The organism is Streptomyces sp. NPDC018693, from assembly GCF_044391385.1.
GTDB lineage: Bacteria > Actinomycetota > Actinomycetes > Streptomycetales > Streptomycetaceae > Streptomyces.
This window is the reverse complement of the sequence record NZ_JBIRZZ010000027.1, coordinates 44,025-70,161: the sequence shown is the minus strand read 5'-3', so window position 1 is coordinate 70,161 and position 26,137 is coordinate 44,025. Positions and strand designations below refer to the sequence as shown.

General features: G+C 70.0%; 26 protein-coding genes. 10 read left to right on the top strand and 16 right to left on the bottom strand.

The features are described from left to right. Positions 1-103: 103 nt before the first annotated feature. From ACH5AC_RS37045 to ACH5AC_RS37035, 3 genes are all read right to left on the bottom strand, one after another. On the bottom strand, positions 104-733 hold the full coding sequence (locus tag ACH5AC_RS37045; RefSeq protein WP_398866754.1) for an RraA family protein: 630 nt from the start codon (positions 731-733) through the stop codon (positions 104-106). Between the two features lie 172 nt (positions 734-905). After that, positions 906-3,002, bottom strand: coding sequence for an aminoglycoside phosphotransferase family protein (locus tag ACH5AC_RS37040; RefSeq protein ID WP_398866753.1), 2,097 nt, complete (start codon positions 3,000-3,002; stop codon positions 906-908). Positions 3,003-3,179: 177 nt separating this feature from the next. After that, the gene (locus tag ACH5AC_RS37035) at positions 3,180-3,821 is read right to left on the bottom strand and encodes a hypothetical protein (protein WP_398866752.1); all 642 of its coding nucleotides are present in this window, start codon (positions 3,819-3,821) and stop codon (positions 3,180-3,182) included. 63 nt (positions 3,822-3,884) lie between these two features. Here ACH5AC_RS37035 and ACH5AC_RS37030 point away from each other — a divergent pair, with 63 nt between their 5' ends. Beyond that, positions 3,885-4,025 carry a hypothetical protein gene (locus ACH5AC_RS37030; protein ID WP_398866751.1) on the top strand — a complete coding sequence of 47 codons (141 nt, stop codon included), beginning with the start codon at positions 3,885-3,887 and terminating at the stop codon, positions 4,023-4,025. On the opposite strand, the gene ACH5AC_RS37025 is transcribed toward ACH5AC_RS37030, so the two are convergent. Both ACH5AC_RS37025 and ACH5AC_RS37020 read right to left on the bottom strand, forming a co-directional pair. After that, positions 4,016-4,792 carry an HAD family hydrolase gene (locus ACH5AC_RS37025; RefSeq protein ID WP_398866750.1) on the bottom strand — a complete coding sequence of 259 codons (777 nt, stop codon included), beginning with the start codon at positions 4,790-4,792 and terminating at the stop codon, positions 4,016-4,018. The two genes, ACH5AC_RS37030 and ACH5AC_RS37025, sit on opposite strands and share 10 nt — an antisense overlap. After that, entirely contained in the window at positions 4,741-5,619 is an 879-nt protein-coding gene (locus ACH5AC_RS37020; RefSeq protein WP_398866749.1) for a winged helix-turn-helix domain-containing protein, read from the bottom strand. The genes ACH5AC_RS37025 and ACH5AC_RS37020 overlap by 52 nt, the downstream gene beginning before the upstream one ends. A gap of 126 nt (positions 5,620-5,745) precedes the next feature. Between ACH5AC_RS37020 and ACH5AC_RS37015 the strand changes: the two genes are divergently transcribed. Beyond that, positions 5,746-5,922 (top strand): hypothetical protein, encoded by a 177-nt coding sequence (locus ACH5AC_RS37015; RefSeq protein WP_398866748.1) that lies wholly within the window; start codon positions 5,746-5,748, stop codon positions 5,920-5,922. Between the two features lie 7 nt (positions 5,923-5,929). Here ACH5AC_RS37015 and ACH5AC_RS37010 read toward each other — a convergent pair whose 3' ends face one another. The 3 genes from ACH5AC_RS37010 to ACH5AC_RS37000 form a co-directional block, all read right to left on the bottom strand. Then, positions 5,930-6,850 (bottom strand): winged helix-turn-helix domain-containing protein, encoded by a 921-nt coding sequence (locus ACH5AC_RS37010; protein ID WP_398866747.1) that lies wholly within the window; start codon positions 6,848-6,850, stop codon positions 5,930-5,932. A gap of 333 nt (positions 6,851-7,183) precedes the next feature. Beyond that, positions 7,184-8,443, bottom strand: a complete 1,260-nt coding sequence (locus tag ACH5AC_RS37005; protein ID WP_398866746.1) for a GNAT family N-acetyltransferase — start codon at positions 8,441-8,443, stop codon at positions 7,184-7,186. Positions 8,444-9,434: 991 nt separating this feature from the next. Beyond that, complete coding sequence (locus ACH5AC_RS37000; protein ID WP_398866745.1) at positions 9,435-10,073, bottom strand: aerial mycelium formation protein; 639 nt, start codon at positions 10,071-10,073, stop codon at positions 9,435-9,437. Positions 10,074-10,229: 156 nt separating this feature from the next. On the opposite strand from ACH5AC_RS37000, the gene dtd reads away from it, so the two are divergent. Further along, on the top strand, positions 10,230-10,655 hold the full coding sequence (gene dtd, locus ACH5AC_RS36995; RefSeq protein ID WP_398866744.1) for a D-aminoacyl-tRNA deacylase: 426 nt from the start codon (positions 10,230-10,232) through the stop codon (positions 10,653-10,655). Between the two features lie 103 nt (positions 10,656-10,758). Here the strand turns inward: dtd and ACH5AC_RS36990 are convergent, their stop codons facing one another. From ACH5AC_RS36990 to ACH5AC_RS36965, 6 genes are all read right to left on the bottom strand, one after another. After that, positions 10,759-11,049, bottom strand: a complete 291-nt coding sequence (locus ACH5AC_RS36990; protein WP_398866743.1) for a DUF1416 domain-containing protein — start codon at positions 11,047-11,049, stop codon at positions 10,759-10,761. Positions 11,050-11,083: 34 nt separating this feature from the next. Further along, positions 11,084-11,929 (bottom strand): sulfurtransferase, encoded by an 846-nt coding sequence (locus tag ACH5AC_RS36985; protein WP_398866742.1) that lies wholly within the window; start codon positions 11,927-11,929, stop codon positions 11,084-11,086. Positions 11,930-12,422: 493 nt separating this feature from the next. After that, positions 12,423-14,654, bottom strand: coding sequence for an FG-GAP repeat domain-containing protein (locus tag ACH5AC_RS36980; protein ID WP_398866741.1), 2,232 nt, complete (start codon positions 14,652-14,654; stop codon positions 12,423-12,425). A 112-nt stretch (positions 14,655-14,766) separates the two neighbouring features. Then, on the bottom strand, positions 14,767-15,489 hold the full coding sequence (locus ACH5AC_RS36975) for a DUF2993 domain-containing protein (RefSeq protein ID WP_398866740.1): 723 nt from the start codon (positions 15,487-15,489) through the stop codon (positions 14,767-14,769). A gap of 111 nt (positions 15,490-15,600) precedes the next feature. Further along, on the bottom strand, positions 15,601-16,653 hold the full coding sequence (locus ACH5AC_RS36970; protein ID WP_398866738.1) for a hypothetical protein: 1,053 nt from the start codon (positions 16,651-16,653) through the stop codon (positions 15,601-15,603). Between the two features lie 8 nt (positions 16,654-16,661). After that, positions 16,662-16,916, bottom strand: coding sequence for a MoaD/ThiS family protein (locus ACH5AC_RS36965; RefSeq protein ID WP_398866737.1), 255 nt, complete (start codon positions 16,914-16,916; stop codon positions 16,662-16,664). 79 nt (positions 16,917-16,995) lie between these two features. On the opposite strand from ACH5AC_RS36965, the gene ACH5AC_RS36960 reads away from it, so the two are divergent. Beyond that, complete coding sequence (locus tag ACH5AC_RS36960; protein ID WP_398866736.1) at positions 16,996-17,262, top strand: DUF3099 domain-containing protein; 267 nt, start codon at positions 16,996-16,998, stop codon at positions 17,260-17,262. A gap of 6 nt (positions 17,263-17,268) precedes the next feature. Here the strand turns inward: ACH5AC_RS36960 and ACH5AC_RS36955 are convergent, their stop codons facing one another. Continuing rightward, the gene (locus ACH5AC_RS36955; protein ID WP_398866735.1) at positions 17,269-17,631 is read right to left on the bottom strand and encodes a DsrE family protein; all 363 of its coding nucleotides are present in this window, start codon (positions 17,629-17,631) and stop codon (positions 17,269-17,271) included. A 149-nt stretch (positions 17,632-17,780) separates the two neighbouring features. Here ACH5AC_RS36955 and ACH5AC_RS36950 point away from each other — a divergent pair, with 149 nt between their 5' ends. The 6 genes from ACH5AC_RS36950 (at position 17,781) to ACH5AC_RS36925 (ending at position 25,241) form a co-directional block, all read left to right on the top strand. Then, entirely contained in the window at positions 17,781-18,284 is a 504-nt protein-coding gene (locus ACH5AC_RS36950) for a hypothetical protein (RefSeq protein WP_398866734.1), read from the top strand. 245 nt (positions 18,285-18,529) lie between these two features. After that, the gene (locus ACH5AC_RS36945) at positions 18,530-19,105 is read left to right on the top strand and encodes an FABP family protein (protein ID WP_398866733.1); all 576 of its coding nucleotides are present in this window, start codon (positions 18,530-18,532) and stop codon (positions 19,103-19,105) included. A 16-nt stretch (positions 19,106-19,121) separates the two neighbouring features. Beyond that, complete coding sequence (locus ACH5AC_RS36940; RefSeq protein WP_398866732.1) at positions 19,122-19,559, top strand: Fur family transcriptional regulator; 438 nt, start codon at positions 19,122-19,124, stop codon at positions 19,557-19,559. A gap of 10 nt (positions 19,560-19,569) precedes the next feature. After that, positions 19,570-20,535: a YgfZ/GcvT domain-containing protein gene (locus ACH5AC_RS36935; RefSeq protein ID WP_398866731.1), complete on the top strand. Its 966-nt coding sequence runs from the start codon at positions 19,570-19,572 to the stop codon at positions 20,533-20,535. 757 nt (positions 20,536-21,292) lie between these two features. Continuing rightward, a complete protein-coding gene (locus tag ACH5AC_RS36930) occupies positions 21,293-23,257 on the top strand; it encodes a DNA/RNA non-specific endonuclease (protein ID WP_398866730.1) in 1,965 nt (654 codons plus the stop codon). Between the two features lie 46 nt (positions 23,258-23,303). After that, positions 23,304-25,241, top strand: a complete 1,938-nt coding sequence (locus ACH5AC_RS36925) for a S41 family peptidase (protein WP_398866729.1) — start codon at positions 23,304-23,306, stop codon at positions 25,239-25,241. Positions 25,242-25,250: 9 nt separating this feature from the next. Here the strand turns inward: ACH5AC_RS36925 and ACH5AC_RS36920 are convergent, their stop codons facing one another. Next, entirely contained in the window at positions 25,251-26,105 is an 855-nt protein-coding gene (locus ACH5AC_RS36920) for an alpha/beta hydrolase family protein (protein WP_398866728.1), read from the bottom strand. Positions 26,106-26,137 lie beyond the last annotated feature (32 nt).

Below are 26,137 nucleotides of genomic sequence, written 5' to 3'. Positions count from 1 at the left end.
GCTCCGCGACGGAACCTTCTACGAGGCACGCGGCCCCGAACCAGCCACCGCATGACCAGCCCCGGCTTGACGAAGGACATAGAGGCACCCCCCCGGCCCGCCGTCAGCCCCCGAAGCCCCCCTCCGCAAGCGCCTTGTCGATGCGTGCCCGGTGCGTGGCCTCCCACGTGTCCAGGGACTCCGCCGCCTCCTTCGTCAGCCGGGCCCGGGCCGCCGTGAGGACCTCCTCGGCGCGGGACGACGGTACGACGACCACGCCCTCCTCGTCGGCCACCACCACATCGCCCGCCTCGATCCGGACGCCCCCGCAGTGGACGGGCTCGTTCAGCGGGCGTACCGCCGACTTCGTGCCGGGGATGGGGATGACGCCACGGGCGAAGACGGGGAAGCCCGCCTCCCGCACCTCGCCCAGGTCGCGTATGAGACCGTCCAGGACGAAGGCCGCGATGCCCCGCCGCTGGGCCACCGCGCAGACGTTCCCGCCGGCCAGCGCGTAGTCGAGGTCGCCCGACTCCGCCACGACCACCGCGCCCGCCGGAGCGCGGTGGATGGACGCGTGCAGCATCAGGTTGTCGCCGGGCGGGCAGCTGACGGTGAAGGCGGGACCGGCGACCCTCGGCACCGGCCCCCACAGCGGGCGGATCCCGATGTCCATGACCTGCGCGCGGCCGAGGAGGTCGGCGAGGGTAGTCGTGGGGATCGTCCGGAAGGCGTCAACAGGGTTCCTGGTCATGGGAGGAAACCTCCCACGGCAGTCCCCTCCCGTGCACCACCACCAGCCGTGACACCGCCCGTGTCAGCACCACGTACAGCCGGTGCAGCCCCCGCCAGCCAGCCGCACCTCGCCGTCGGCGCGGCCTCCCGCTCATGGTCCGCGATCCGGTGCTCGCGCCTTCCTCGTCTCCCTAGGACAGTGCGCGGGCGAGATAGGGGTTCGCCGTGGCGGGCATGGGGAGGCCGAGGGAGGCGGTGGCCGCCGCCAGGGTCCGGGCGTACGAATCCACCGCGCGGCGTACGTTGGGGGCGTCCAGGCCCGCGCCGGTCACGAGGCGGTCGAGGTCGATGTAGGCCGAGCGGACGATCTCGATCCAGCGGTATACGCGGCAGTCCTCGGCCCAGTTCTCCGTGTACGCCGGGGGGAGCTTCGTCTCCCACCTGCGGAACATTCGGTTCCTGATCTCCGGGCTGGTCGGGGTCAGGTGCATGTGCCGGACGATGTCGTACAGCGGGTCCCCGATGAGGGCCATCTCCCAGTCGATGATGGTCAGCGCCAGTTCGTCGCTGCGCCGCACCAGGTTCCACGGGTTGAGGTCACCGTGCAGCAGAGCGGGCGCCCGGCGGCTCACCCGGTGCCGGGACAGGATCTCCCGCAGCCGCCAGTCGTCGGGCAGGCCGAGCGCACGGGCGAGTTGCAGCGATTCCTTCGGCAGGTTGCGCACCAGACCCACGAGTTGCTCCTTCAGCCACTCGTAGAAGTCGACCTCGTCCGCGTCCGGGGCGACGCTCTTGTGGTCCACCCGGGCGAGCTCGCAGAGCTGATCGACGAGAGCGTCGGCCTCGTGCGGGAGCAGGCCGTTCACCGGGTGCCTGGGCGGCTCGTCGATGCGCGGCGCGACGTAGGTGTGGATCGCGAACCGGTCGTCGCCGAAGCTCTCACCCAGCGCCAGCACCCTGGGCGCGGCCACATTGACGCCTGACTCCTGGATCGCGCGCAGGACGGCGTGTTCGCTGAGGTAGCTGGGCTCTCTGCGGGTGACGTTCGGAAGCCTGCGGCGCACGACGACGGGCACGGGCATGTTCGGCGCCCACACCACGGAGTTGAGGTGCGCGGTCCCCTTGAACACCCGGTCGGCCGGAGCGGCTCCCTCGGCGAGCAGCGCTTCACGCACCGCCACGGGAGGGAAGTGGGGATGTGCGGGGAAACGCGGGTCGGGCTTCCAGTCGTATGCCCTGGCGATCCAGTCGCGACCACTGACAGCGCCGTTGTCCCGCGATGCCAGCCACCGGAACAGCGCCCGCTCGATCTCGTCCTTCGTCGGCAGGCCCCTCAGCCGCAGCGGCTCCGCCGCCGTCTCCAGAGCCCGGCCGACCTCGGCTGTCGCCTCGTCCAGGCGCTGCTGCGTGAACGAGTCCTGCAACGACCGCGCCGCCCGCATGACGTCGGGGTAGACCGACTGCGCACGCTCGAAGCCGATGTAGTGGCGCAGGTCCCTGGCCAGGCCGTTGACCGCCGCCGGGCGGGACTGCAGCATGGCCTCCGCCCAGGCGTCGATCACCTCGGACCACTGATGGGCCGGGTACCGCATCCGTACGAGGTGGGTCGCCAGATCATGCAGGGGATCACCGTGGGTCGCGAGCTCCCAGTCGACACAGACAAGGGGCGGGTCGGCCTTGTCGTAGGAAAGGATCAGGTTGTCGCGGTGCAGGTCCGAGTGGAGCAGGCTGTACGGTCGCCGGGCCAGGGCCGGGACCCGCTCGGCCAAGCTGAGCAGGGCGTCGTCGGGGACGCCGAGCGACTTGAACAGCCCACCGAATTCCGCCCAGTTGGGTCTGCGGATCTGCTCGTCGGCCATCTGCGCAAGGGTCCGCAGAAACGCTTGGCTGTCGGTCTGGTTGGCGGGCCAGACGGCCGGCAGCGGTGGCAGGGCCGTACGGCGTACCTGCGTCATCTGGGCCAGCAGTCGGGCAAGCGCCTTCATCAGCAGGGTGTCGACGGGCTTGCCGTTTCCACAGACCGTGGAGAGCGGGACGCCCTCGACAAAGCTGTGGATCGCGTAGTCCTGCTTTCTCACCAGGCACTGCGGTGCATGGGGCAGCACGCCGCGGATGGCCTTGAGTACCGATGCCTCGTCCCCCCAGGTACGGATCACCACGGGCAGCGCGTCCGCCCGCCGGATCCGCACCGTCACCCTGGTGCCGTCGGGGATGCCCAGCAGGTCGGCCACCTCGCCCGTCACCGGCAGGACGTAGTTGCGATTGTGATGGCCGCTGCGCGCCTCCACGGACCGCGTGCAGTCCCGGACGAATGCCCGCAGAAGGGCGGCGGGTGCCGCGCCGATGGTTCGTTCCCCAGGGAGGCAGGGGGGAACAAGGGGGTCGACCACAGGGCCGCTCCGGATTTCGCGCAGGTCTGAGGGGTCTCATACGGGTCTCATGCGGGTCTGACGAGTAGGGACACGCTAGACGCCGTTGATGCTGCAGACGACCGGAGGGACGGTGAAGTAAGCACAACGGGTGGTTTGCCACTCCTCCGCGTCCGGCCGTTCACACCTGGCTTGTCGCCGGGACGTACGTACGGACGGGAGCGGTTGCTCGCACGATTGCGGCATGTTAGCGCATGCATCACGGCTCTTCGGCGAGATGCGTCCACACCGAGTCGAACCATGACTGCCAGCTGTCACCTCGCGCAGTGAATCCGTGTGCCGGGCGGTGATGTCGTCCAGGCGCTCACGCAGCCGGGGGTCGTCCTTGTTGTTCGGATTCCTCGGATACGGCAGGTCGAGGTCCTTGGAGGGCAGGATCACGCGCAGGGCAATGCGCTGGGGCGCTATCGAGCCGTAGTGAATGCGTTCCGCCTGGAGGCGGATGTGGGCGTCCAGCGACTCGGACGTCAACGTGTAGATGTCCAAGGCCACTTCGGGCTGTTCGAACGCCTCACCGAGCAGCGGGCCCAGGGCCGGCTGACGCATCCTGGTCGCCTCGGCCGTCGAAGACTGGATGCGCTGGTTCTTCAGCACCCTCGATCCGCTGCCCTGCCGGGACTCGATCCATGCCTCGCTGCTCAGTTCCCTGAGCACTCGCTGGATGGTGTCCCGGGACACCCCGAACTCCTTGGCGAGGTTCCGCTGTGACGGACGGCGTTACGTGGACTCGTCGGGCTCACAGTGGGGACGCTGGCGCAGGCGGAGCTGGGCATGGTGGGCGCGGTGCTGCTGTGCGCGATCGGGGTGGGCGTCCGGGCCCGGCATGAGAGGCTGGCGGTCTCGGCCGCCCTGCTGCTGATGCTCCTCATGGTTCAGGCATGAGCCCGGAGGGCGGTGAGAACCGGCTCCAGAGTGCCCACCATGGCCGTGACGCCCGCTGCCCTCAGCGACTGCGCCTTGTCCCCGTTGCGCGCGTATCCCAGGAACGGCACACCGGCCCGGCACGCGGCTTCGAAGTCCGTCGCCGCGTCGCCGATCATCAGGGCGTCGGCAGGGGCCGAACCCATCGCGCGCAGAGCGATGTTGAGGGAGTGCGGATGGGGTTTGAGGAGGTGAAGCTGCGGGGTGCGTCCGTAGATGTGGGGGGCGAAGCAGGACTCGAGGCCGCGTCCGGACAGATACGCCCGGACCACGCGGGGGGCGTTGTTGGTCGTGATCGCCAGTCGCACACCCAGGGCCGCCCATGTGCGTATCACCGGATCGGCCCAAGGGGTGGGCCATGCGGAACGCACGGCTTTCAGCTCCTGCTGGGTGAGGATTTCCTCCAACTCCGCCACCAGGTCGCTGCCCGGGCGCGCTCGATGCACGGCGCGCAGGACGAAGTGAGGGTCCAGGGACTTGCGCTCGTCCTCCGTCAGCAGATCGCGCATCCCCCGCGCCTCCAGCCACCCCACCAGCCCATCGGCGACGCCGTCCGCCGTATGTCCGGCGAACAGCCTGCAGATCGGCCCGTCGAAGTCCCAGAGGACGACGCGGGTGCGAGTGATCAGCTCCCGCAGCAGCTCCATGGTCTCGCTGTCGGTCTCGGTAGAGGTCACTAGGAGAGTGTCAGGTCCGTGGTGATGGTTTCCCAGAGGGCGTCGAACCACCTCTGGGATTCCGCCACGAATGCGGCGTCCCGCTCACCGGCCTGTCTGACGAAGGAGAAGAGCAGGGACTGGGAACCGAGGAAGTCGTACATCGTCAGTGTCTGGCTCTCGTACTCCTCCTGCCGCTCGGTGAGGACGTAGTAGCCGAGGAGCGCCTCCTCGCCGTTGAGCAGATACAGCTTGACGGGCGGTGTGAAGGGCAGGGCGCGGAAGGTCACCTGCACGTCGATGCCCCGGACGTGGCCGGCCGCGGTCAGGTTGTGCCGCAGGACCTGCGCCTGAGCGTTGCGCATCGCCAGCCAGCGTTTGTGGACGGTGTGGTCGTCCTCGCGCCGCTCGACCGGCACCGGAAAGGCGAGGTTGATGGAGCGGGACGGCAGCAGGACCCGCACCTCGATCGACTCGGGACGCAGGCTGCCCTCGTGGATCTGGCGGAGCGGTTCACCGAGGGCCACCATCAGCGTCTCGGAGGTGTGGCATACGACGTCCACCCGGACCCGCTGAGCGCCGAACGCCTTGTTCAGCCGGGGCGCCAGCCCCGCCATCGTCGGCTGCGGGGCGCCCCGCGCGGGTGCCGGCTCGGCGATCCGCGGCGGGCTGCCCTTGCTCACATGGGTGAGCAGGCCGTCGTCCTGGAGGGCCCGCAGGGCCTGGCGTACGGCGCCGCGCTCCACGCCGAACTCCTCGGCGAGCTCGGCCTGGGTGGGCAGCCGGTCGCCCGCCTTCAGGTCGCCGACGCGAATGCGTTCGCGCAGCGCCTCCGCGATCTCCCGGGGCGTGAGCCTTCTGCCGCCGTCCACCACCACGTTCTCCTGTGTCACGACCAAACGCTACAACTCAGGTCCATCTTAGGGCAGCTGCCAGGAAGTTGTTTGATGCTTGTCACCAAGTGGGGACAACCTAGGAAGAGTTGGCAACCAACTTCGGCAAGTTGGCGAAAGGAGGTAAGCACCGTGTCCCCACTTCTCTCCGCGGCCCTGGAACAGGTGGTCCACTGGAAGTACGGTCCCGCCGGCGTCCTCGGGCTGATCCTGTTCACCTGGGGTCTGAAGGCCAAGCGCCCCACGGTGACATCCGTCGGCGCGGTGATCCTCGCCGTGCTGGTCACGGGGCCGGCGGTCAACTCGTAGACCACTGTCAGCTCGTGGACAACACCAGTTCCGAGCTGATGGTCTCCCACAGCGCGTCGAACCACAGACGGGACTGCTCCACGAACATCGTGTCCCGGGGTCCGGCGCCCCGCTCGAAGGCGAACAGCATCGACCGGGTGCCCTCCGCGTCGTACAGCGTGAGCTGCTCCTGGTCGACGACCTGCTCACGCCGTTCGAGCCGGTAGTACGCGAACAGCGCCTCCGTGTGGTTCAGGAGGTACAGCTTGACCGGCGGGGTGAAGGGCAGTGCCCGGAAGGTCACGTTCACCTCGATGCCGTGCGTGGTGCGCAGGGTCCACAGATTGTGCCGGAGCACCTGCAGCTGCGCGTTGCGGTGCGTGAGCCAGTGCCGGTGGAGGCGGTCGGTGGGCGACGCGGCGTCCACCAGGGCCGGGAAGGCGAGGTCGATGTTGCGCGCGGGCAGCAGGACCCGGACGTCGACCTTGGCCGGTTTCCGACGGTCCGCGTGAATCTGCCGGAGGGGTTCGCCCATGGCAAGTGTGAGCGAGACGGCGGTCAGGCACAGCGCGTCTATCTCGACGTGCTCGGCCGCGAACGCCTCGGCGATGCGCGGGGCGAGCGCCACCATCGTGGGCTGCGGCGGAGCCTGCGGACCGTGCCCGGACGTGCTCGTTCCCAGGTCCGGGGCCACGGTCGCCGGGGCGCCCTTGGTGGCGTTGGTGAGCAGGCGCTCCGCCTGCAGGATCCGCAGGGCCTGGCGTACGGCACCGCGCTCCACGCCGAACTCGTCGGCGAGCTTGGCCTGGGTGGGCATGCGCTGGCCCGGCCGCAGCAGCCCGGACCTGATCCGGGCGCGCAGTTCGTCGGCCACTTCGCGGTGTGATTTCTGTGGCCGCTGTTGCCCTTTCCGCCCATTGGCGGAGGCGTGTTCCGGCTCCACGGCCAAACAGTACAACTTCCCGCCATCTTTGGGCAGTTCAGCGAGAGATGGTTATAAGCCGCTTCCAAGCGGACATGAGTACAGTGAAGTTGGCAGCCAACTTCTGAGACATGGTCAAGCTTGCTGATGGTTGGTCGGGCTCCCCTCCGGAGGGGAGCCGGGAGCCCGGCACACGGACCAGACCGGCACGAGACGCACAGCCACAACCGAAGATCGCGCACAGCCACAACCGAACAGCGACAACTGAATATCGACAACCGAACAACTCAATGGCCAGAGCTACGGATATCGCCAGTACCAGCAAGTCAGGACGTGAGGACGTCAGGAAAGGAGCCGCACTCAGAACGCGTCCGGGCACCACGGTCGCCTGGACGTACGCAGCAGGGCGTCCGCCTTCCGGGCGGCGCCCGCTCGTTCTTCGCGCACCCGGCCCAGCGCCGCCAGCCGCACCGCCGACTCGTCGCCCAGCCACAGCGACGCCAGCTCGGCCACGTCGAGCGTGAGGTCGGCGCTCCGGGTGCTCGGGGTGCAGGCACCACCGTCGGGCGAGGCCGTCAGCAGGAAGCGGCCCCCGGTGAGCCCGCCCCGGTCGACGACCTCCAGCACCAGCTCGCCCTCACCCTCGTACGTCCGCGCCTCCAGGGCCCGTACGACGTCCAGCAGCCGCACCCACAGGAAGTCCACCTGCGAGATGATGCGCGCCGCGCGCGAGTCGGGCAGCAGCCGGGGCAGCAGATCGTCGGGGGCCCGGTCCCCGGTCTTCACCGTGACCACCCAGTCGATCGAGCAGAGGTACTGCCACAGCGCGCGCTCGGCGGCCGGTGTCGTCGCGACCAGCCAGTCCACCTTGGCCGTGTTCAGCGGCTGCACGGCGTCGCTCCACTTGGCGTCCGCCTTGTAGCAGACCATGCCCTCGGCGTCGCCGTCCGCCGAGCGGTAGACCGCGAAGAAGGGCTCGGTCCAGTCGGCCTCGGCGCGCAGGACGCCCGTCTGGAACTGCCACCAGCGTTCGCCACGGGTCACCGCGCCGGGCTGGGCCGCCCGCACCCGCTCGTACAGCTCGGGGCCGAGCTTACGGACCTCCGCGCCGTCGACGAGATCGATCCGCCCGCCGTCCGCGGGAGCCCCCCAGCGCGGGTCCAGACCGGCCCGCGGTACGTCGATCGCCCACTGGGCGGCCGACGTCGCCGGCCCGAATCCGTACCGGCCGTAGATCGGGTACTCGGCGGCGATCAGCGTCGCCGCCACGTCCCCGCGCTCCTTCGCGGCCGCCAGGTCCCGCGCCATCATGCGGCTCAGCAGACCGCGCCGGCGGTGCGTCGCCGTGACCGTCACATTGGTGATCGCGTCGGTGGGCACGGCCGCCCCACCCACGACGGTCAGCTCCTGCGGAAACGACCGAAAGGTCGCCACACACCGCCCCGCCTCGAAAGCCCCCTGCGTACGCCCCGGATCAATGCCCGACGCCCGATCGGCCAGCACCCTCTCCGGAACGTCCGGGCTGCGCAGGAACCCGACATGCATGGCCTGGACCCACGTGGGGATCTCGGCCTCGGTGATCTGGCGTATGTCGACCTCGGCGGAGGCAAGGGTGGTCATGGGGCAACGGTAGGGGGGTGGGGTGGTCGTGTCGCGTGGATTTTTTGGGGGGGCGGGCGGGGCGGGGACGGGGCCGGCCAGAGGCTCGGGATCGGGGGCCCGGGAGCCGAAGGGCGAAGGCGCGGAAGCGGGGGCCGAAGGCCGGGACCGAAGGCCACGGCCCAAACCCGGCCCCCAAGGCCGGGACAGGAAGCCGGACCCAGGGCCGGGACCGGAAGCCGGGACCCAAAGCCGGGCCCGGAAGCCGCGGCCCAAGGCCGGAACCGGAAGCCACGGCGCAAAACCGGGACCCAATGCCAGGACCGAAAAGCGGGGCCCAAGGCCAGAACCCAATGCCGGGGCCGGAAGCGGGGACCGAAGGCCGGGGCCCAAACCCGGGCCCCAAGGCCAGGACAGGAAGCCGGGACCCAAGGCCAGGACAGGAAGCCGGGACCCAAGGCCGGGACAGGAAGCCGGGACCCAAAGCCGGAACCGGAAGCCACGGCGCAAAACCGGGACCCAATGCCAGGACCGAAAAGCGGGGCACAAGGCCAGAACCCAATGCCGGGGCCGGAAGCGGGGACCGAAGGCCGGGGCCGGAAGCCGGGACCCAAAGCCGGAACCTGAAGCCACGGCCCAAGGCCGGAACCGGAAGCCAGGGCCAAGGCCGGAGCCGGAAGGCGGGGCCCAAGGCCGCGGCCCAAAGCCGGGACCCAAGGCCGGGACCGAAAGCCGCCGCCCAAGGCCGAAGGCCGGCGGCACGTCGGCAGGTCGTCACTGGGGACCGGAACAGGAGCCGCAGACCGGGCGCCGAGGGCCAGGCGCCGGAACCGAGGGCCGGCGTCAGGCCAGCAGGTCCTCCCCAGACACCGAGGGCCAGGCACGGGGCCAGGCATCAGGAGCCGGAGCCGAAGCCGGGAGCCGAAGTCCAGGCGCCGAAGGCCGGGCGCCGGGCCGAGGGCCGGGCCGAGGGCCGGGCGCTGGGGATGTGGGGCGCAGGGCGGGGCCGGGGTCAGGTCAGTAGGTCTTCGATCTGGGCCTCGCCCTCGCGGTAGCGGCGGGTGATCTCCGTGCCGCAGTCGTCGGCGGTGCGCTGCAGGGACTGGCGGCGGCGGGAGACCTCCTGTTCGTAGCGGACCAGGCGGTCCATCGCCGCGGCCAGTTCCACGTCCGTGCGGGCGCTCAGGTCGGACAGCTCGACCTCGGCGAGCATCTCCGCGGCGAGCCGCCCGTACTCCTCGCTGTGCGGGGTGCCCACGGTGACGTGGCGGGCGGAGGCGCGCTGCCGGGTGGGGGCGTCGGCGAGGATCTCCGAGAGGCGGGCCACGACGGACGCCTCACCGGGGATCGGCGGCACGGGCGCTGTCTGCGTGCCGCGCCGGGCGAGTTCCGCGCGCAGGATGTCGATCCGCCCGTGCAGCAGCCGTCGTACGTAGCTGAGGTCGGCCTCGTCGCGCTGGGCGTCCCGGCGCAGTGTGCGCAGCTCCGTGAGGCTCATCCGGGACAGGTCGTGCCGCGGTGGATCCCCCGCCGCCTGCGGGCTACTCACCGACAGTGGACTGTCGGTGCGTTGCGTGGGCGTGCGCAAGGTCTTCGTGCCCAGCTGCCCGGTAATGGCACTGGTACTTGTACTGGTACTCGGTGTGCTCATGTCCCTCTACCGTCCCCTCGACCGGCTGTGGGAAGCATCGTGCCACCCCAAGTGGCCGCTATGTGACCGAGTGCCCCCGAACAGCCCCAGATGGGGGCTAAGGGATCAAAAAGAGCCAGCTCGGAGGGTTTCCCGACGGCACGGCATGATGGCCGTATGCGAGCGGTGGTGCAAAGGGTGGACGGCGCGAGCGTCGTCGTGGACGGTGAGACGGTCGGCGCGATCGAGGGCGAGGGCCTGTGCGTCCTGGTCGGTGTGACCCATGAGGACACCAAGGAGAAGGCGGCCCAGCTGGCCCGCAAGCTGTGGTCGATCCGCATGCTGAACGAGGAGAAGTCGTGCAGCGACATCGACGCGCCCCTGCTGGTCATCAGCCAGTTCACGCTCTACGGCGACGCCCGCAAGGGCCGCCGCCCGACCTGGAACGCGGCCGCCCCCGGCGACGTCGCCGAGCCCCTGGTCGACGAGGTCGTCGCGCAACTGCGCGCGCTGGGCGCGACGGTGGCGACGGGCCGCTTCGGGGCCAGGATGAGCGTGTCGCTGACGAACGACGGCCCGTTCACGGTCCTGCTCGACATGTGAGTCCGGGATCTGAGACGTGCCGAGATGTGAAGGCCGGAGGGCCGTACCCCAGGCGTCCAACCCACGGGGTACGGCCCTCCGGCCGTTCGGAGACGGTCGGATGTCAGACCGCGATCGCGACCTCCGCGAGGCCGCCCTTCTCGGCGACGACGACCGTGCGGTCGGCGGTGCCGCCCGGCACCAGCGCACGGACGGTCCAGGTGCCCTCCGCCGCGTAGAACCGGAACTGGCCGGTCGCGGAGGTGGGGACCTCGGCGGTGAACTCGCCGGTCGAGTCGAGCAGACGCACGTAGCCCTGCACGGGCTCGCCGTCGCGGGTCACCTGGCCCTGGATGGTGGTCTCACCGGGCTTGATCGTCGAGGCGTCGGGGCCGCCGGCCTTCGCTCCGCACATGTGCAACTCCTAGCTGGGAAAGGTCGGTCGGGGATTACTTGTTGGCGCCGAGCTCGATCGGCACGCCGACGAGGGAGCCGTACTCGGTCCAGGAGCCGTCGTAGTTCTTGACGTTCTCCACGCCCAGCAGCTCGTGCAGGACGAACCAGGTCAGGGCCGAGCGCTCACCGATGCGGCAGTACGCGATGGTGTCCTTGGCGAGGTCGACCTGCTCCTCGGCGTAGAGGGCCTTGAGGTCCTCGTCCGACTTGAAGGTGCCGTCGTCGTTGGCGTTCTTCGACCACGGGATGTTGCGGGCGGACGGCACGTGGCCCGGGCGCTGCGACTGCTCCTGCGGCAGGTGGGCCGGGGCGAGCAGCTTGCCGGAGAACTCGTCGGGGGAACGCACGTCGACCAGGTTGTGCGAGCCGATCGCGGCGACCACGTCGTCACGGAAGGCACGGATCGACGTGTCCTGCGGCTTGGCCTTGTACTCGGTCTTGGCCCGCTCCGGCACCTCGTCGCCGGCGACCAGCTCGCGGGCGTCCAGCTCCCACTTCTTGCGGCCGCCGTCGAGGAGCTTGACGTTCTCGTGGCCGTAGAGCTTGAAGTACCAGTAGGCGTACGACGCGAACCAGTTGTTGTTGCCGCCGTAGAGGATGACCGTGTGGTCGTTGGCGATGCCCTTCTCCGACAGGAGCTTCTCGAAGCCCTCCTGGTCGACGAAGTCACGGCGGACCGGGTCCTGCAGGTCCTTGGTCCAGTCGATGCGGATCGCGTTCCTGATGTGGTTCTTCTCGTAGGCGGACGTGTCCTCGTCCACCTCGACGATCGCGATGGTCGGGTCGTCCAGGTGCTCCTGGAGCCAGTCGGCGTCGACCAGGACGTCGCTGCGGCTCATGCTTCTTCTCCTCCGGGGCAGTTGCGGCGGGGGTGTGCAAGTGAGAGGCGTGCGCGTCGGCCGTGCAGGCGCGCGCGGCGCACGGGGTGCCCAGGGCGGGCCGGGCGATGAGGGACACGGAAGCCGGTACTGGTACGGCCGACGCTTCCGCTCAGACAGTGCGACAGAGCATGGCGGCGACACGGCACAGGTCTACTGCCCGCCGCTTCGTGAGATCCGCCTGTCGCTTCATGGTTCGATCGTAGGGACGGACGGGTGGGCGTGTCACCGGTGTGTCGTATTTTGAGACACGATCGTCCGGATAGCGGGATACCGAAAGCGCCCGGGTAGTCCCCGCAGGGGTCCCGGGCGCTTGCGGCCGTCGACGTCCGTTGTCACTTTGGGTCGTCATCTACGGTACGGACGCCGCTGTCTCGCCAGTCGGACACCGGCCGCTCGCCGGGTGTCAGCAGACCTGTTCCGCACCGGATCCCCTCGCCAAGACCATGTCCCATCAGATGACGGCGTTGTACATCGGCTCCGTCCTCCAGGCGACGCCCGTGAGCTCCCGGGCCCGGAACGGGGCGCTCCAGCTGCCCGTGCCCTGGTAGAGGTACGAGCCACTCGCACCGTACGCGAAAAGGTCGGGGCGGCCGTCGCGGTTGGCGTCACCGATGCCGACCAGCTGGGTGTAGGCGTTCCAGCCGCCGCCGATCCTGACGCGGGAGGCGAAGGTGCCGTCTCCCTTGCCCAGGTACAGCCAGAGGACGCCGTCCTTGTCCCGGGCGACCAGATCACCGGCCGGGGCTCCGGCGATGTTGCCGGTGGCGACGATCTGGTTATAGATGCCCCAGCCCCAGCCGATCTTCACGCGGGGTGCGAAGGGGGCGCGCCAGTCGCCGGTGCCCTTGTAGAGGTAGAGCCCGCCGCTGGTGTCGGTGGCCAGGAGGTCGGCCCGGCCGTCGCCGTTGAGGTCGCTGCCGCCGGTGATCTTGTTGTAGATGTTCCAGCCCCCGCCGATCCTCACGCGGGGCGCGAAGGTGCCGTCGCCCTTGCCCAGGTACTCCCACAGGACGCCGTCCTTGTCCCGGGCGACCAGGTCACCGGTCGAGGCTCCGGCGATGTTGCCGACCGCCTCGATCTGGTTGTAGATCTGCCAGCCCGAGCCGATGAGCTTCTCCTCCGACTCCACCAGCTGACCGTCGTTCGCGTACGGGGAGTAGTAGGAGTCGGCACGGAGCAGCCGGCCGGCCGAGTCCCGCATGAGCACGTCGGGCGAGCCGTTGTCGGTGTAGTCGTGCGGGGCGGGCTTGCGGACGACCTTGAACGTGCCGGAGGCGGTCAGGGTGGGCCCGATGCCGTTGAGCGGACGGGCGCTGATCTCCCAGGTGTAGTCGCCGTTGTAGGCGCTCCGGTCCCAGCCAAGGTCGCCCTGCCACTCGTAGCGGAAGGACGGCGTCTCCGGGTGGTGGAGGTACGCCACGGACGTCTTGCCGGTCCGGGTGTGGCGCAGGGTGACCTTCAGTTCCGCGTTGCTCCGGGACAGGTTCCATTCGAGAGGGACCCGGCCGCGGTTCACGTCGAGGTCGATCGTGGCGGGCACGTTGTGGCTGAGCAGCGTCAGTTTGGTCGGCTCGCCGGTGCTGGCCACGAACGTGGCGGTCGGGACGCCGTTGTCGTCCGGGGCGATGCGGTAGAGGCCCTCGCCCTGGGCGACCGTTCCGCCGCGCACGACCTGGGTGCCGCCGGGCGCGGCGGCGGCCGAGGTCAGGTGGTCGAGGAGCTTGCGGGTGGTCCCGTCCGTCAGGTTGCGGGCGGTCAGCGCGTACAGGCTGTTGGTGTCCCCGCTGGTGAGGCCGCCGGGCATGCCGTAGGTCACCCAGTCGCCGACCAGGCCGATCTCCATCGTCGGCGCGTACTCGCTGCCGAGCGGAATGCGCTGCTCGGTGCCGTTCGCACGGTTGACAACGACGATCGTCGCCTGGAAGCCGGTGGTGTGCTCGACCCGGGCGAAATGGGTCGCGGACACGGCCGCGTCCCCGCTGATGATGTTCCTGGGGATCTCGTACGTCTCGGTCACCGCACCGGTGGCGAGGTCGACGAGCCCCCGGAACCTCCTGGCTTCCGTCACCGACCCCTGCGTGTAGGTCAGCAGTCCGTGCTCGGGGGTGCCCGCCCCGACGGACACGCTCGTGACATCCGCGGGGAGCCCGGTCACCGGCCGCTCCCCGCCGGCCTTGGTGTGCATACGGAGGTCGAGGCCCCCGGTCTCGTTGGAGGCGCTGGTGAAGAGGGCGTTGCCGGCCGCTCCCACGTACCGGAAGAGGGACTCCCGCGTGCCGAGGAAGACGCTCAGCCTGTTCTGCCCGGTGGCCATGTCCACGAGACGGGCCTCGGAGCCCACCAGCATGCCCACGAGGTCCCCGATGCCGGTGGGGTTCATCCGGACGCTCCACAGCAGGTCCGTCGGAGCGGATCCGTCCGCCGGTATCCAGCGCCGCTCGATGGTGCCGCCCTCGCCGGGGGTGGCGTTGTACGTCAGGTAGCCCGACGCGGTGGCCCCGGTGAGCCGGTCGCCCATCGGGAACGGGATGACGCCCTGCGCGGTCGTCGTCGCCGTCGCCGTGCCCTCGGCGGCCGGGGCGGCGATCGCCGGGGCAGTCAGGGCGGTCGCGCCGAGGGTCACGGCGAGAACGGTGGTGGCGGCCGCGACGAGCCGCCGGCCGGCCGGGCGTGTGTGGATCACGGTGTGTTCCTCCCCGAGGAGACATGCAGAACAGGCGCACTGCGCTGCGCCATGCGTCACACCTGACACACGACCGGCCGCATTGGTTGTACGCGGATCCAGCGGCGCTTCGTCAGCCCGCCAGCCGCACGTTCGACCCCTTCACCGTGATCTCCACGCCCTCCTTGCCGGCCTTCACCTGGTCGAGCTTGATGCCGCCCGGCAGGCCGTCGATGCGCTGTTCGAAGTCGGTGATGGAGCGCACCTCGTTCTCGGCGGCCTGGATGCCGCCGAAGCTGGGCAGCGTGTCGGCGTGGACGCGGACGGTGTCGCCGTCGACGGTGACCGTGCTCAGGACGTAGACCGTCTGCGGCAGGACCGACATCTTCACGCCGACCTTGATCTTGCCGTTGCCGCCGTCCTCGAGGCTCACGACATTGGCGGTGACGCCGAAGCCGATGTCGGTGGGCTCGGACTTCGCGGCCTTCAGGAGCTCGGGGTAGGTGATGTGCGCGGTGCCGGTGGCGGAGCTGGCGGTGGCGGAGCTGTAGTCGCCGGAGAACTCGACGCCCTTCATGTTCGCCTTGAGGTCGTCGATACGGATCTTCCCACCGTCGCCGGTGTCCGCGTCGTAGTCCTTGATGCCGACCTCGACGTCGTCCAGCGAGCCGCTCACGACCTGCGTCAGGAACGGGAAGCCCTTGATCGACACGTCCGGGGTCGCCGCGAGGTTCTCGGTGGTCCTCAGCTTGTCGGCGGCCTCGCCCTCGGCGAAGTTCACGGCGAGCCGGTCCGCCAGCACGAAGAGGCCGCCGAGGATCACGGCGACGATCAGCAGTATTCGAAGCGCACGCATTGCGGTGGTTTCCCCCATGCGGTAGGTCGGCCACCCACGGTAACCCTCTGCGGAAGGGGCCCCGTGGGTTTGTCGATCAGCTGTGACAGAGCCTTTGACCAACGCAAAGGGCTACGCGAACGCCCGCCCCAGCACGTACACCGCCGGAGCCGCCGCCGCGAGCGGCAGTGCCACGCCCGCCGTGAAGTGCACGAACCGGGACGGGTAGTCGTAGCTGGCCACCCGGTGCCCGATCAGCGCGCACACCGCCGCGCCCGCGCCGAGCGCCGCGCCCTTCGCGCCCAGGTCGGTCATTCCGCCCACCGCGACACCCGCACCGGCGGCCGCCAGCAGCGCCACCACCACACTGACCGGCCCCGGCAGCGGCAGCGCCCGCGCGACGACCGCCACACCCACCGCCGCCGCGCCGACCGACACGGCGTCCGCCTCGGCGCCGAGGTAACCGGTCGCCACGATCGCCAGCGCCGCCGAGGCGACCGTCGCCATCAGGCCGTACATCCGCTCGTCCGGGTCCGCGTGCGAGCGCAGCTGCAGCACCAGGCAGAGCAGCACCCACACCCCGAGGGTGCCGAGGATCGCGGCCGGCGCGTGCTCACGCCCGGCCACCAGCAGCGCCGCGTCCGAGACGAGCGCGCCGAGGAACGCCAGCGCGATGCCCTGCCGGGCCGGCCACATCCCGTTCAGCCGGAACCATCCGGCCGCGGTGACGGCCTGCAGCACGACGAGGGGCACGAGCAGCGCGTACGACCCGACGGCCGCCGCGCCGGCCAGCAGCAGCCCCAGCAGCAGGGTGAGCCCGGCGGGCTGGATGCCGGGTTCGATGATCGGGGAGCGCCCTTCGAGGCGGGCGCGCTGCGCGTCGGTGACACGGGCGTTCCCGGCGAGGGTGGCGGGACCGTAGGCGGGCCCGCCTCCCTCCTCAGGGCTCTGCTGCGGCACATACGCGGTCTCCGCGGCGTCCGCCACGGTCACCGGCGCCTGCACGCCGGTCTCCCAGGTCTGCCCCTGCCACTGCTGCGTGTACTGCTGGGACTCGTCGTACGACTGCTGGTACGGCGCGTACGACTGCTGGTACTGCTGCTCTTGGTACTGGGGGTGCTGGGGGGGCTGGTGATACTGCTGCTGCCCGTACGGGTCGTACGGGTACTGCTGCTGATCGGACATCGGTGGGGTCACCCTCCTGCGAACGGCGGGAGCACCTCGACCGTGCCGCCCTCGGCCAGCCGTACCGTGTCATGGTCGCGCATCCCCACAGGGTCGCCGTCCACCAGGAACGAGCAGCGCAGCAGCACGCGCGTGAGTTCCCCGGGGTGCCGCTCGCGCACCGCCGCGAGGGCGTCGGCGAGGGTGACCGCGTCGTACGGCTCCTCGGCGACCCCGGCGGCGGCCTTCGCGGCGGCCCAGTAGCGCACCGTGACCTTGGCCATCTCGTCCCTCTGGATCAGTCATGTCGGTCGGGCTGTAACAGCCTCAGGCTACTGGGCCACGAAGACCTACCCTTGACCTATGTACGCACGGCGGCGTCACATCTACTTCGCCATGATGGGGACGTGCCTGGTCCTCTTCGTCCTGGCCTGGGGCGTCGTACGCATCTGGTCCGTCCCGGTGGCCGTCGGAATGTGCCTGGTCGCGATGGTCATCCCGCCGATCGCCGCGATGATCGCCAATCGGCGCGGCCCGGAGGACCGCTGGTGGGACGACCCCTCCGGTGACCCGCAGTCCGACGAGTGGTGGGACGAGCTGGACGGCAAGAAGCGCCCGCGCCAGCGGTGAGCGGCCTCAGTAGACCAGCGCCTGCGTCTCGTCGCCGAGTGCCTCCTGGACGAAGACCTGCGCACCGGCGATCCGTACGCCCTCGATGACGTCCTTCTCCGTGATCTCCCGGCGGGCCGCGCACTGTGTGCACAGGGTGATGCGCCCGCCCGCCAGGATCGACTCGATCAGGTCGGGCAGCGGGGCCGCGTGGGGCAGCTCGAACTCGGCGGCCCGCCCCGGCAGGGCGAACCACGAGGACTCCCCCGTCAGCCACAGCGACACCTCGACGCCGCTGGCGACGGCGACCGCCGCCACCGTGAACGCCTGGGAGCACCGCTCGGGCGCGTCGGCCCCCGCCGTCACCTTGATCACGAGCCTCTTCTCCATGGGCGGAAGCGTAGCCGCCGCCCTCAGCCCCACACGCGGAAGACGGCCGCGGCGACCGTCGGCAGCATCTCCTCGCCTGGTCACTGCTGGTTGATCGAACTCGTGCACCACCCTGAGGGGACGCGGATCTGCGCGCGCTGGTGCTGCCCGTGCCCGAGGGGGCGACGGAGGACAAGGCGCTGCGGGGCACGGACGGCTGGCTGGCCCGGCAGGACTTCCTGAAGGTGTTCGCGGAGAAGGACGACCAGGACACGGTCGGGCAGCTGCTCACCGACGCCGGCCTGCGGCACATCGCCGCCCGTGGCTGGACCACGGCGGACGGCACCCGCACCGGCATCTACCTGCTGCAGTTCGACACGGGAGTGGTCGCCGAGCACGTCAACGGGAAGCTCACCGAATACGCCTCACCCGTGCACGCGTTGCGCGGCGCCGACGAGACGACGTACGACGACGGGTTCCCGACCACCGCCGACGTCTACAGCGTCACGCGTCGCGCGTACGACGAGGTCAAGCCGTACGGCGCCGAGCACGTCCGGCAGGCGTATCTCCTGGTGGGTGACGTGGTCGCGCTGATCGTGCAGTCCCGCGAGGGTGCCGCCGAGGCCGTTCCCTTCCAGCAGACCGTCGTCCTGCAGAGCCAGCTGCTCAGCTGAGCGTCGGGCGGAGCGGCGAGGGTGTACCTCACAAGGAGGACCCGGTCCCGGCCGCGTAAGCTGGGGCCCGGTCCTGTACGTACGTACCCCACTCCGCTCATCCGAGGAGCACCCCGTGGAGATCTTCTTCGAAGTCCTGCTGGTCCTGGTCGCCGTCGGCGTTCTCGCCTTCGCCGGTCTGACCGTGAAGAAGCTGTACCAGGGCCAGCGCTGACCCGTGGCTGACCATAGCTAGGAATCCTCTGATGATCGAGATCCCGTCCGACCTCCACAAGGACCTGGTCCCTCTCGCCTTCCTGCTCGGCACCTGGGCCGGCGCGGGTGTGCACGACTTCCCCGGTGACGAGAAGTGCAACTTCGGCCAGGAGGTCACCTTCACGCACGACGGCCGGGACTTCCTGGAGTACCACTCCGCCAGCTGGGTGCTGGACAAGGACGGCAACAAGATCCGCCCGCTGGAGTCGGAGCACGGCTTCTGGCGGATCGACGCCGAGCGCAAGGTCGAGGTGACGATGACCCGCGACGACGGCGTCATCGAGATCTGGTACGGCGAGATGGCCCAGCAGAAGCCGCAGATCGACCTGGTCACCGACGCGGTGGCGCGGACGGCCGCCTCCCGGCCGTACAGCGGTGGCAAGCGGCTCTACGGCTACGTCAAGAGCGACCTGATGTGGGTCGGTGAGAAGCAGACGCCCGAGGTCGGGCTGCGGCCGTACATGTCGGCCCAACTGAAGAAGGTCGTCACCCCTGAGGACGTCGAGCGCTGGGCGAAGGCCCTGCCGGACGACATGCCGGATGACGGGATCGCCTTCTTCAAGTAGTCCTAGACTTTCCGGTGTGGTGAGCACCGACTGGAAGAGCGATCTGCGGCAGCGCGGTTACCGGCTGACGCCGCAGCGGCAACTCGTGCTCGAAGCCGTGGACACCCTGGAGCACGCGACCCCCGACGACATCCTCGGTGAAGTGAGGAAGACGGCGTCGGGGGTCAACATTTCCACGGTGTACCGGACGCTGGAGCTGCTGGAGGAGCTGGGGCTGGTCTCGCACGCCCACCTGGGGCACGGGGCGCCGACCTATCACCTCGCCGACCGGCACCACCACATCCACCTCGTCTGCCGCGACTGCGAGAACGTGATCGAGGCGGATCTGAAGGTCGCCGCCGAGTTCACCGCCAAGCTGCGGGAGGAGTTCGGCTTCGAGACCGACATGAAGCACTTCGCCATCTTCGGTCGGTGCAGGAGCTGTTCCCTGAAGGGTTCAACTACCGAGTCGTAGGCTAGGCAGTATGAAAAGCCCCCTGTTGTCCCTGCCCGGCGCCGTCCCCGCCGAGGGTGTGGACGAAGGTGTCGCCGCCCACTACGGCGACCTGTTCCGTGAGCAGCGTGCCCTCGCCGACGGCACCGGCTTCGTAGACCTCTCGCACCGCGGTGTCGTCACCGTCTCCGGCGAGGACCGGCTGAGCTGGCTGCATCTGCTGCTCACCCAGCATGTCAGCGAGCTGCCGGTCGGCCAGGCAACCGAGGCGCTGATCCTCTCCGCGAACGGTCATATCGAGCACGCGCTGTATCTGGTCGACGACGGTTCGACGGTCTGGGCGCATGTCGAGCCCGGGACGCGGGACGCGCTGATCGCGTACCTGGAGTCGATGAAGTTCTTCTACCGGGTCGAGGTCGCCGACCGGACGGACGACATCGCGGTCGTGCATCTGCCGGCGGGGTCGATAGCGCCGGTCCCGTCGGGTGTGGTCGTACGTGAGACGCCGTACGGCCGTGATCTCTTCCTTCCCCGGCCCGAGCTGGAGTCCTTCGCCGAGCAGGTCGGCTCACCGGCCGGGATCCTCGCGTACGAGGCCCTGCGGGTCGAGCACCACCGGCCCCGCCTCGGCTTCGAGACCGACCACCGCACCATCCCGCACGAGCTGGGCTGGATCGGCAGCGCGGTCCACCTCCAGAAGGGCTGCTACCGGGGCCAGGAGACCGTCGCCCGCGTCCAGAACCTCGGCAAGCCACCGCGCCGGCTGGTCTTCCTCCACCTCGACGGCAGCGAGGTCCATCTGCCGGTCCCGGGTACGGAGATCCGCCTCGCGGAGGAGAGCCCCGACGGCCGCAAGATCGGCTTCGTCACCACGTCCGCACGCCACCACGAGCTGGGCCCGGTCGCACTGGCACTGGTCAAGCGGAACGTCCCCCTCGACGCCCGCCTCATCGCCGGCGAGACAGCCGCCGCCCAGGAAGTCGTCGTAGAGCCGTAGCCCACGAGGAGGCCGGGACACGGACCGGCCGGCCTCGCGAGCCGTGTCGGCTCACGGGCCATGTCGGCTCGCGAGGCGGGCGATCGCCCGGACCGGGTGGACCGGTGGACCGGGTGGACCGGGCGGTCTCACCGCTGGGCGATCGCAGGGCCCGGAGACACGGAGCCGGGCGGTCCCACCTCCAACGCCCACTCACCGTGAGAACACGGCGCCGAGGCGGAGCACCGGCGCCGTGGTGCGGGAGAACCGGGGCCCGAGAGCCGCGCGGGAGAGCCTGGGGCGCCGCCCGATCGACCGCCCCCTGCCCACCCGAGCTCGGCGACCGCCCGTTCCCCCGAGTCACAGACGACCGTTCGCCGGGGGCGGCTTCGTCGGGTGGGGGAAATTGACGGGGCAACTTTTGTTCTTTCTTCAAAAGGCGCTCGCCAACTGGCTGCTCGTCATACTCCAATGTCGACTTGCCGCTTCGCGCCGCGTGACCATCATGGATATGAGGGGACAAAACTGCCGTTCGCGAGTTCTCCGACTCCGGGAAGGCAGGCGTCGGGAATGACTGGCGTCGGATTCACAGAAAGCTTCAAGTAGTACAGGCGCTGCAGGAGTTCGGTAATTCACTCCCCGTCGGAGACACGGAAACCGCCATCGGAAACGGGGACGCGAGTGTTCTCCAAGTGAGCGTCGCCCCAATGCGCCGGGGGCCGGCCAGGCCCCGGCGCCCCTCCCGTGTCGTCCTGCCGACGAAGGGACGCATTCCGTCATGGCCACCAGAACCACGAAGAACACCGCCGCGAAGAACACCGCCGCGAAGAAGACCACCGCCAAGAACGCCTCCGCGAAGAGGACCGCCGCGAAGGCACCCGAAAAAACCGCCTCGAAACGCGCCCCGGCGAAGAAGAATCCGTCCTCCGACGACGAACTCCTCGCGTCCCTGCGGCAGTACATCCGCAGCAAGGGCCCCCACCTCCTCGACGACCCGAACATCACCTCGGTCGGCGTCGGCCGCAAGGTCACCGGCGATCAGCCGGGCGGGGAGATCGCGTTGCAGTTCACCGTGGCGACCAAGGCGGAGCCGGACGTGCTCGAATCCCTCGGCACGACCCTGATCCCGGACACGATCACCGTGGACGGCGTCGAGGTGCCCACCGATGTCATCGAGCGCACGTACGAGCCGAGCTTCCACACCGTGCCCGAGGTCCAGAGCCCGCTGCGCAAGAGCAGGCTGGATCCCATCCGGCCCGGGGCCAGCGTCGGCGCGGTGACGGTCTCGGCGGGCACCATCGGCTGCATCGTGTTCGACAAGGCCGACGGCACACCGTACGTGCTCAGCAACTGGCATGTGCTGCAAGGCTCGTTCGGTGAGCTGGGCGTCGAGGTCGTGCAGCCCGGCACGCGGGACGACAACCGCGTCGACCGCAACCGCCTGGGCACGCTCCTGCGCTCGCACCTGGGCGTGGCCGGCGACTGCGCGGTGGCGACGATCGAGGACCGCGAGTTCCTCCCGGAGATACTCGAACTGGACGTCGCCCCCAGGACCCTGGGAGAGCCCGAGCTCGACGACAGGGTGATCAAGAGCGGGCGGTCCACCGGGGTCACCCATGGCATCGTCCGCCGCGTCGACACCGTCGCGAAGATCAACTACGGCGGGACGACGGGCACCAGGACCATCGGCTGCTTCGAGATCGGCCCCGACCCCGATCATCCGCCGACGGACGGCGAGGTCAGCAGCGGCGGCGACTCCGGGGCGGTGTGGCTGTTCAAGGAGGGCGGCCGCGTCGGCACGGTGATGGCCGGACTGCACTTCGCCGGCGAGGGCACCGGCGACCCGGACGAGCACGCTCTCGCCTGCCTGTCGACCTCGGTGTTCGAGAAACTCGACATCACCCTCACCCAGCCGGCGCCGGAGGAACTGGAGATCATCACCGGCTACGACGCCGACTTCCTCGGCGAACGCGTCGACGTCCCGGACCTGGACGCCGACCTCGTGGCGGACGCCGTACTCCTGGACGACTCGCCGGTCATCCCGTACACGCATTTCTCCCTCGCCCTGAGCGAGGAGCGGCACTTCCCCTTCTGGGTGGGCTGGAACGTCGACGGCGGTTCGGTGAAGAAGCTCAGCCGCAACGGCATCCCCTTCGTCAAGGACCCGCGGCTGCCCGGCTCGGCGCAGGTCGGCAATGAGCTGTACGCGGGCAACCGGCTCGACCGGGGGCACATCGCCCGCCGCGCCGACCTGCTGTGGGGCAGCCTGCCGGAGGCGCGGAAGGCGAACACCGACTCGTTCTTCTACACCAACATCACCCCGCAGATGGACGACTTCAACCAGAGCTCCCAGAACGGACTGTGGGGCAGGCTGGAGGACGCCGTCTTCGCCGACGTCGACGTCGACGACCTGCGGATCAGCGTCTTCGGCGGGCCGGTCTTCCAGGACGACGACCGCGTCTTCCGGGGCGAGCGCATACCTCGGGAGTTCTTCAAGGTCATCGTCTTCACCGAGAACGGCGAGCTGAAGGCCAGGGCGTTCCTGCTCACCCAGAACCTGGACCAGCTCGAAGCCCTGGAGCTGGACGAGTTCCGCGTCTTCCAGGTCACCGTCGGCGAGGTCGAGGACCGCACCCGGGTGCGCTTCCCCGCCTCTCTCCACAAGGCGGACACCCTGCGCGTGCCCGAGGCGGTGGCCGACCGCCTGCCCCTGGAGAACCTGGCCGACATCCAGTGGGCCTGACCGCCCGTTCAGTCGGCCCCGACCCAAGAAGGACTGGCGCATCACCATGACCCAACCGGTTTACGAGAGCGCACCCGAGTTCCTGGAGAACACGGCGGAACCCGTACGTGAGCACATGCTCGAAGCGGCTCCTCTGCCCACCTTCGTCCACGGCGCCGGCCAGCTGTCCCTGGAGGACCGCCGGCTCCTGGTCGACCAGGCCCTCGTCCTGCTGGAGCAGAACTACGTGCATCTGCCGCTGAAGACCGCGATGCACGCCGTCAACCCGGTCCAGCGACTACGGCTGCTGCGCCGACGCCTGGATCGGCAGACGGCGCAGACCATGCCGCGGGAGTGGCTCTTCCACGCCGAGATGTCGGAGATCTTCCACTCGGTGCGTGACCTGCACACCAACTACCTGCTGCCCAAGCCCTTCAACGGCAAGATCGCCTTCCTGCCGTTCCTGGTCGAGTCGTGCACGGACGACGGCCGGACCCGTTTCCTGGTCACCCGTGTCGCCCAGGGCTTCTCGGCGCCCGGGTTCGAGCCCGGTGTGGAGATCACCCACTGGAGCGGCATCCCCATCCAGGACGCCGTCGACCTCAACGCGGCCCGGTTCGCCGGCAGCAACACGGCGGCCCGGCGCAGCCGCGGTGTGCAGTCGCTGACCGTGCGGCCGCTGGTCATGCATCTCCCGCCGTTCGAGGAGTGGGTGACGGTCAGTTACATCGACCGCGCCGGGACGGCCCGTGAGCTGCGGGAGACCTGGCGGATCGTGGAGAATCTCCCGCCGCTGGTCGCCGACGAGCCGGAGACGGCCGCGTTCCAGGGCCTGGACCTCGACGGGGACGAGGCCCAGCGGGCCAGGGTGCTGCTCTTCGCGCCGCAGGTGGTCGCCCAGGAGCGGGCCGCCGAGGCGGACGAGCCGCTGCCGGATCTGGGGGCGGGCGAGGTCGCCAGCACCATGCCCGGGGTGTTCCGGGCCCGTACCGTCCGGACGGCGTCCGGAACCTTCGGTCACATCCGCATCTTCACGTTCAACGTCGACAACCCCGGCAGGTTCGTCGCCGAGTTCGTCCGGCTGATCCGCCAGCTGCCGCAGGGCGGCCTCGTCGTGGACGTCCGGGACAACGGCGGCGGGCACATCCACGCCGCCGAGTTCACCCTGCAGACGCTGACGCCGCGCCGGATCACCCCGGAGCCGGTGCAGTTCGTCAACACCCCGCTCAATCTGCGGATCTGCCAGCGGTTCCAGGGCGGTCGGGGACTGGATCTGGGCCCCTGGGTCCGGTCCATGGAGCAGGCCGTGGAGACCGGCTCGGTGTTCTCCGCCGCCTTCCCGATCACGCCGGAGAGCGGCGCCAACGCCATCGGGCAGCAGTACTTCGGGCCGGTCGTCCTGATCACCAACGCCCGCTGCTACTCGGCCACGGACATCTTCGCGGCGGGCTTCCAGGACCACGGCATCGGCCCCGTGCTCGGCACCGACGAGAACACCGGCGCCGGCGGCGCCAACGTCTGGACGCACACCCTCCTGTCCGACCTCATGGCGGGCGACCGGACCACGCCCTACGCGCCCCTGCCGAAGGGCGCCGGGATGCGGGTGTCGATCCGCCGCACCCTGCGGGTCGGCCCGAACTCCGGCACGCCGGTGGAGGACCTCGGAGTCGTCCCCGACGAGCTGCACAAGATGACCCGCCGCGACCTGCTGGAGGACAACACCGACCTCCTCGACCACGCGGGCCGGCTCCTGCAGGCCATGGCTCCGCACGCCGTGACCATCACGGAGGCCGCCCCCGCCGACGGCGCCCTCCATCTGAAGCTCACGGCCGAGAACGTGGACCGCGTCGACGTCTACCTCGACCAGCGCCCGCGCGCCTCCGTCGACCTCACCGGCGGCAAGGCCGACGTCCTGGTCCCCGGCGCGGCCGCCGCCCACACCGCCCGCCTGGAGGGCTACGAGATCGGCCGCCTGGTCGCCAGCACGAGCAGGGACCTGCCCTAGCCCCCTCTCTCAGCCGGGCCCGGCCGGCCCTGCCGGCCGGGCCCAGTCGCCGATCCTCGCCAGCAGTTCGTCCGTCGCCGCGTGCTCCGCGTGGCCCATGCCGGGCTCCAGCCACAGCTCGGCGTGGCCGCCGGAGGCGGTGGCGAGCATGCGGGGGTGGTCGAGGGGGAAGTAGCCGTCGCGGTCGCCGTGGACGATGAGCAGGGGGGTCGGGGCGATACGGGGGACCGCCTCCACGGGGGAGAGCGGGACCGGATCCCACTCGCGGTGGTGGATGCGGGTGCGGAAGCCGTAGCGGCCGACCAGGCGGCCCTCGGGGCGGGTCACCAGCCAGTGCAGGCGCCGCATCGGGGCCGTGCCCCGGTAGTACCAGCGGGCGGGGGCGCTGACCGACACCACCGCGTCCGTGCTGCCGGGGTGCAGGGCCGCGTGGCGCAGGACCACCGAGCCGCCCATGGAGAAGCCGACGGTCACCACGCGCGCGTGGCCGAGCTCTCCCCGGGCCCACTCCACCGCCGCCGCCAGGTCGAGGACCTCGCGGTCGCCGACGGTGGAGCGGCCGCCGGAGGCTCCGTGGCCCCGGAAGGAGAAGGTGACGACGGCGCCGTGAAGGCGGAGGGCCGCCACCACCCTTCGCACATGTGGTCGGTCCACATCGCCGGTGAAGCCGTGCGCGACGACGAACACGGGGTCAAGGGAGGGTGACCGGGAGGCGTCGTATACAACGGCCGGCGGATCGTATACGGAATCGATCGACACGCCGTCGGCCGTGTGCAGAAACGTCCGCAATGGTGCGTGTCTGCTCGTCTCGGCATTCGGACGTACGGTGGAACGTGCCACATGACCTGCCGGACCGTTGCTCATGTCGGCTATTCTGCTGGGCAGAGGACTCGGGC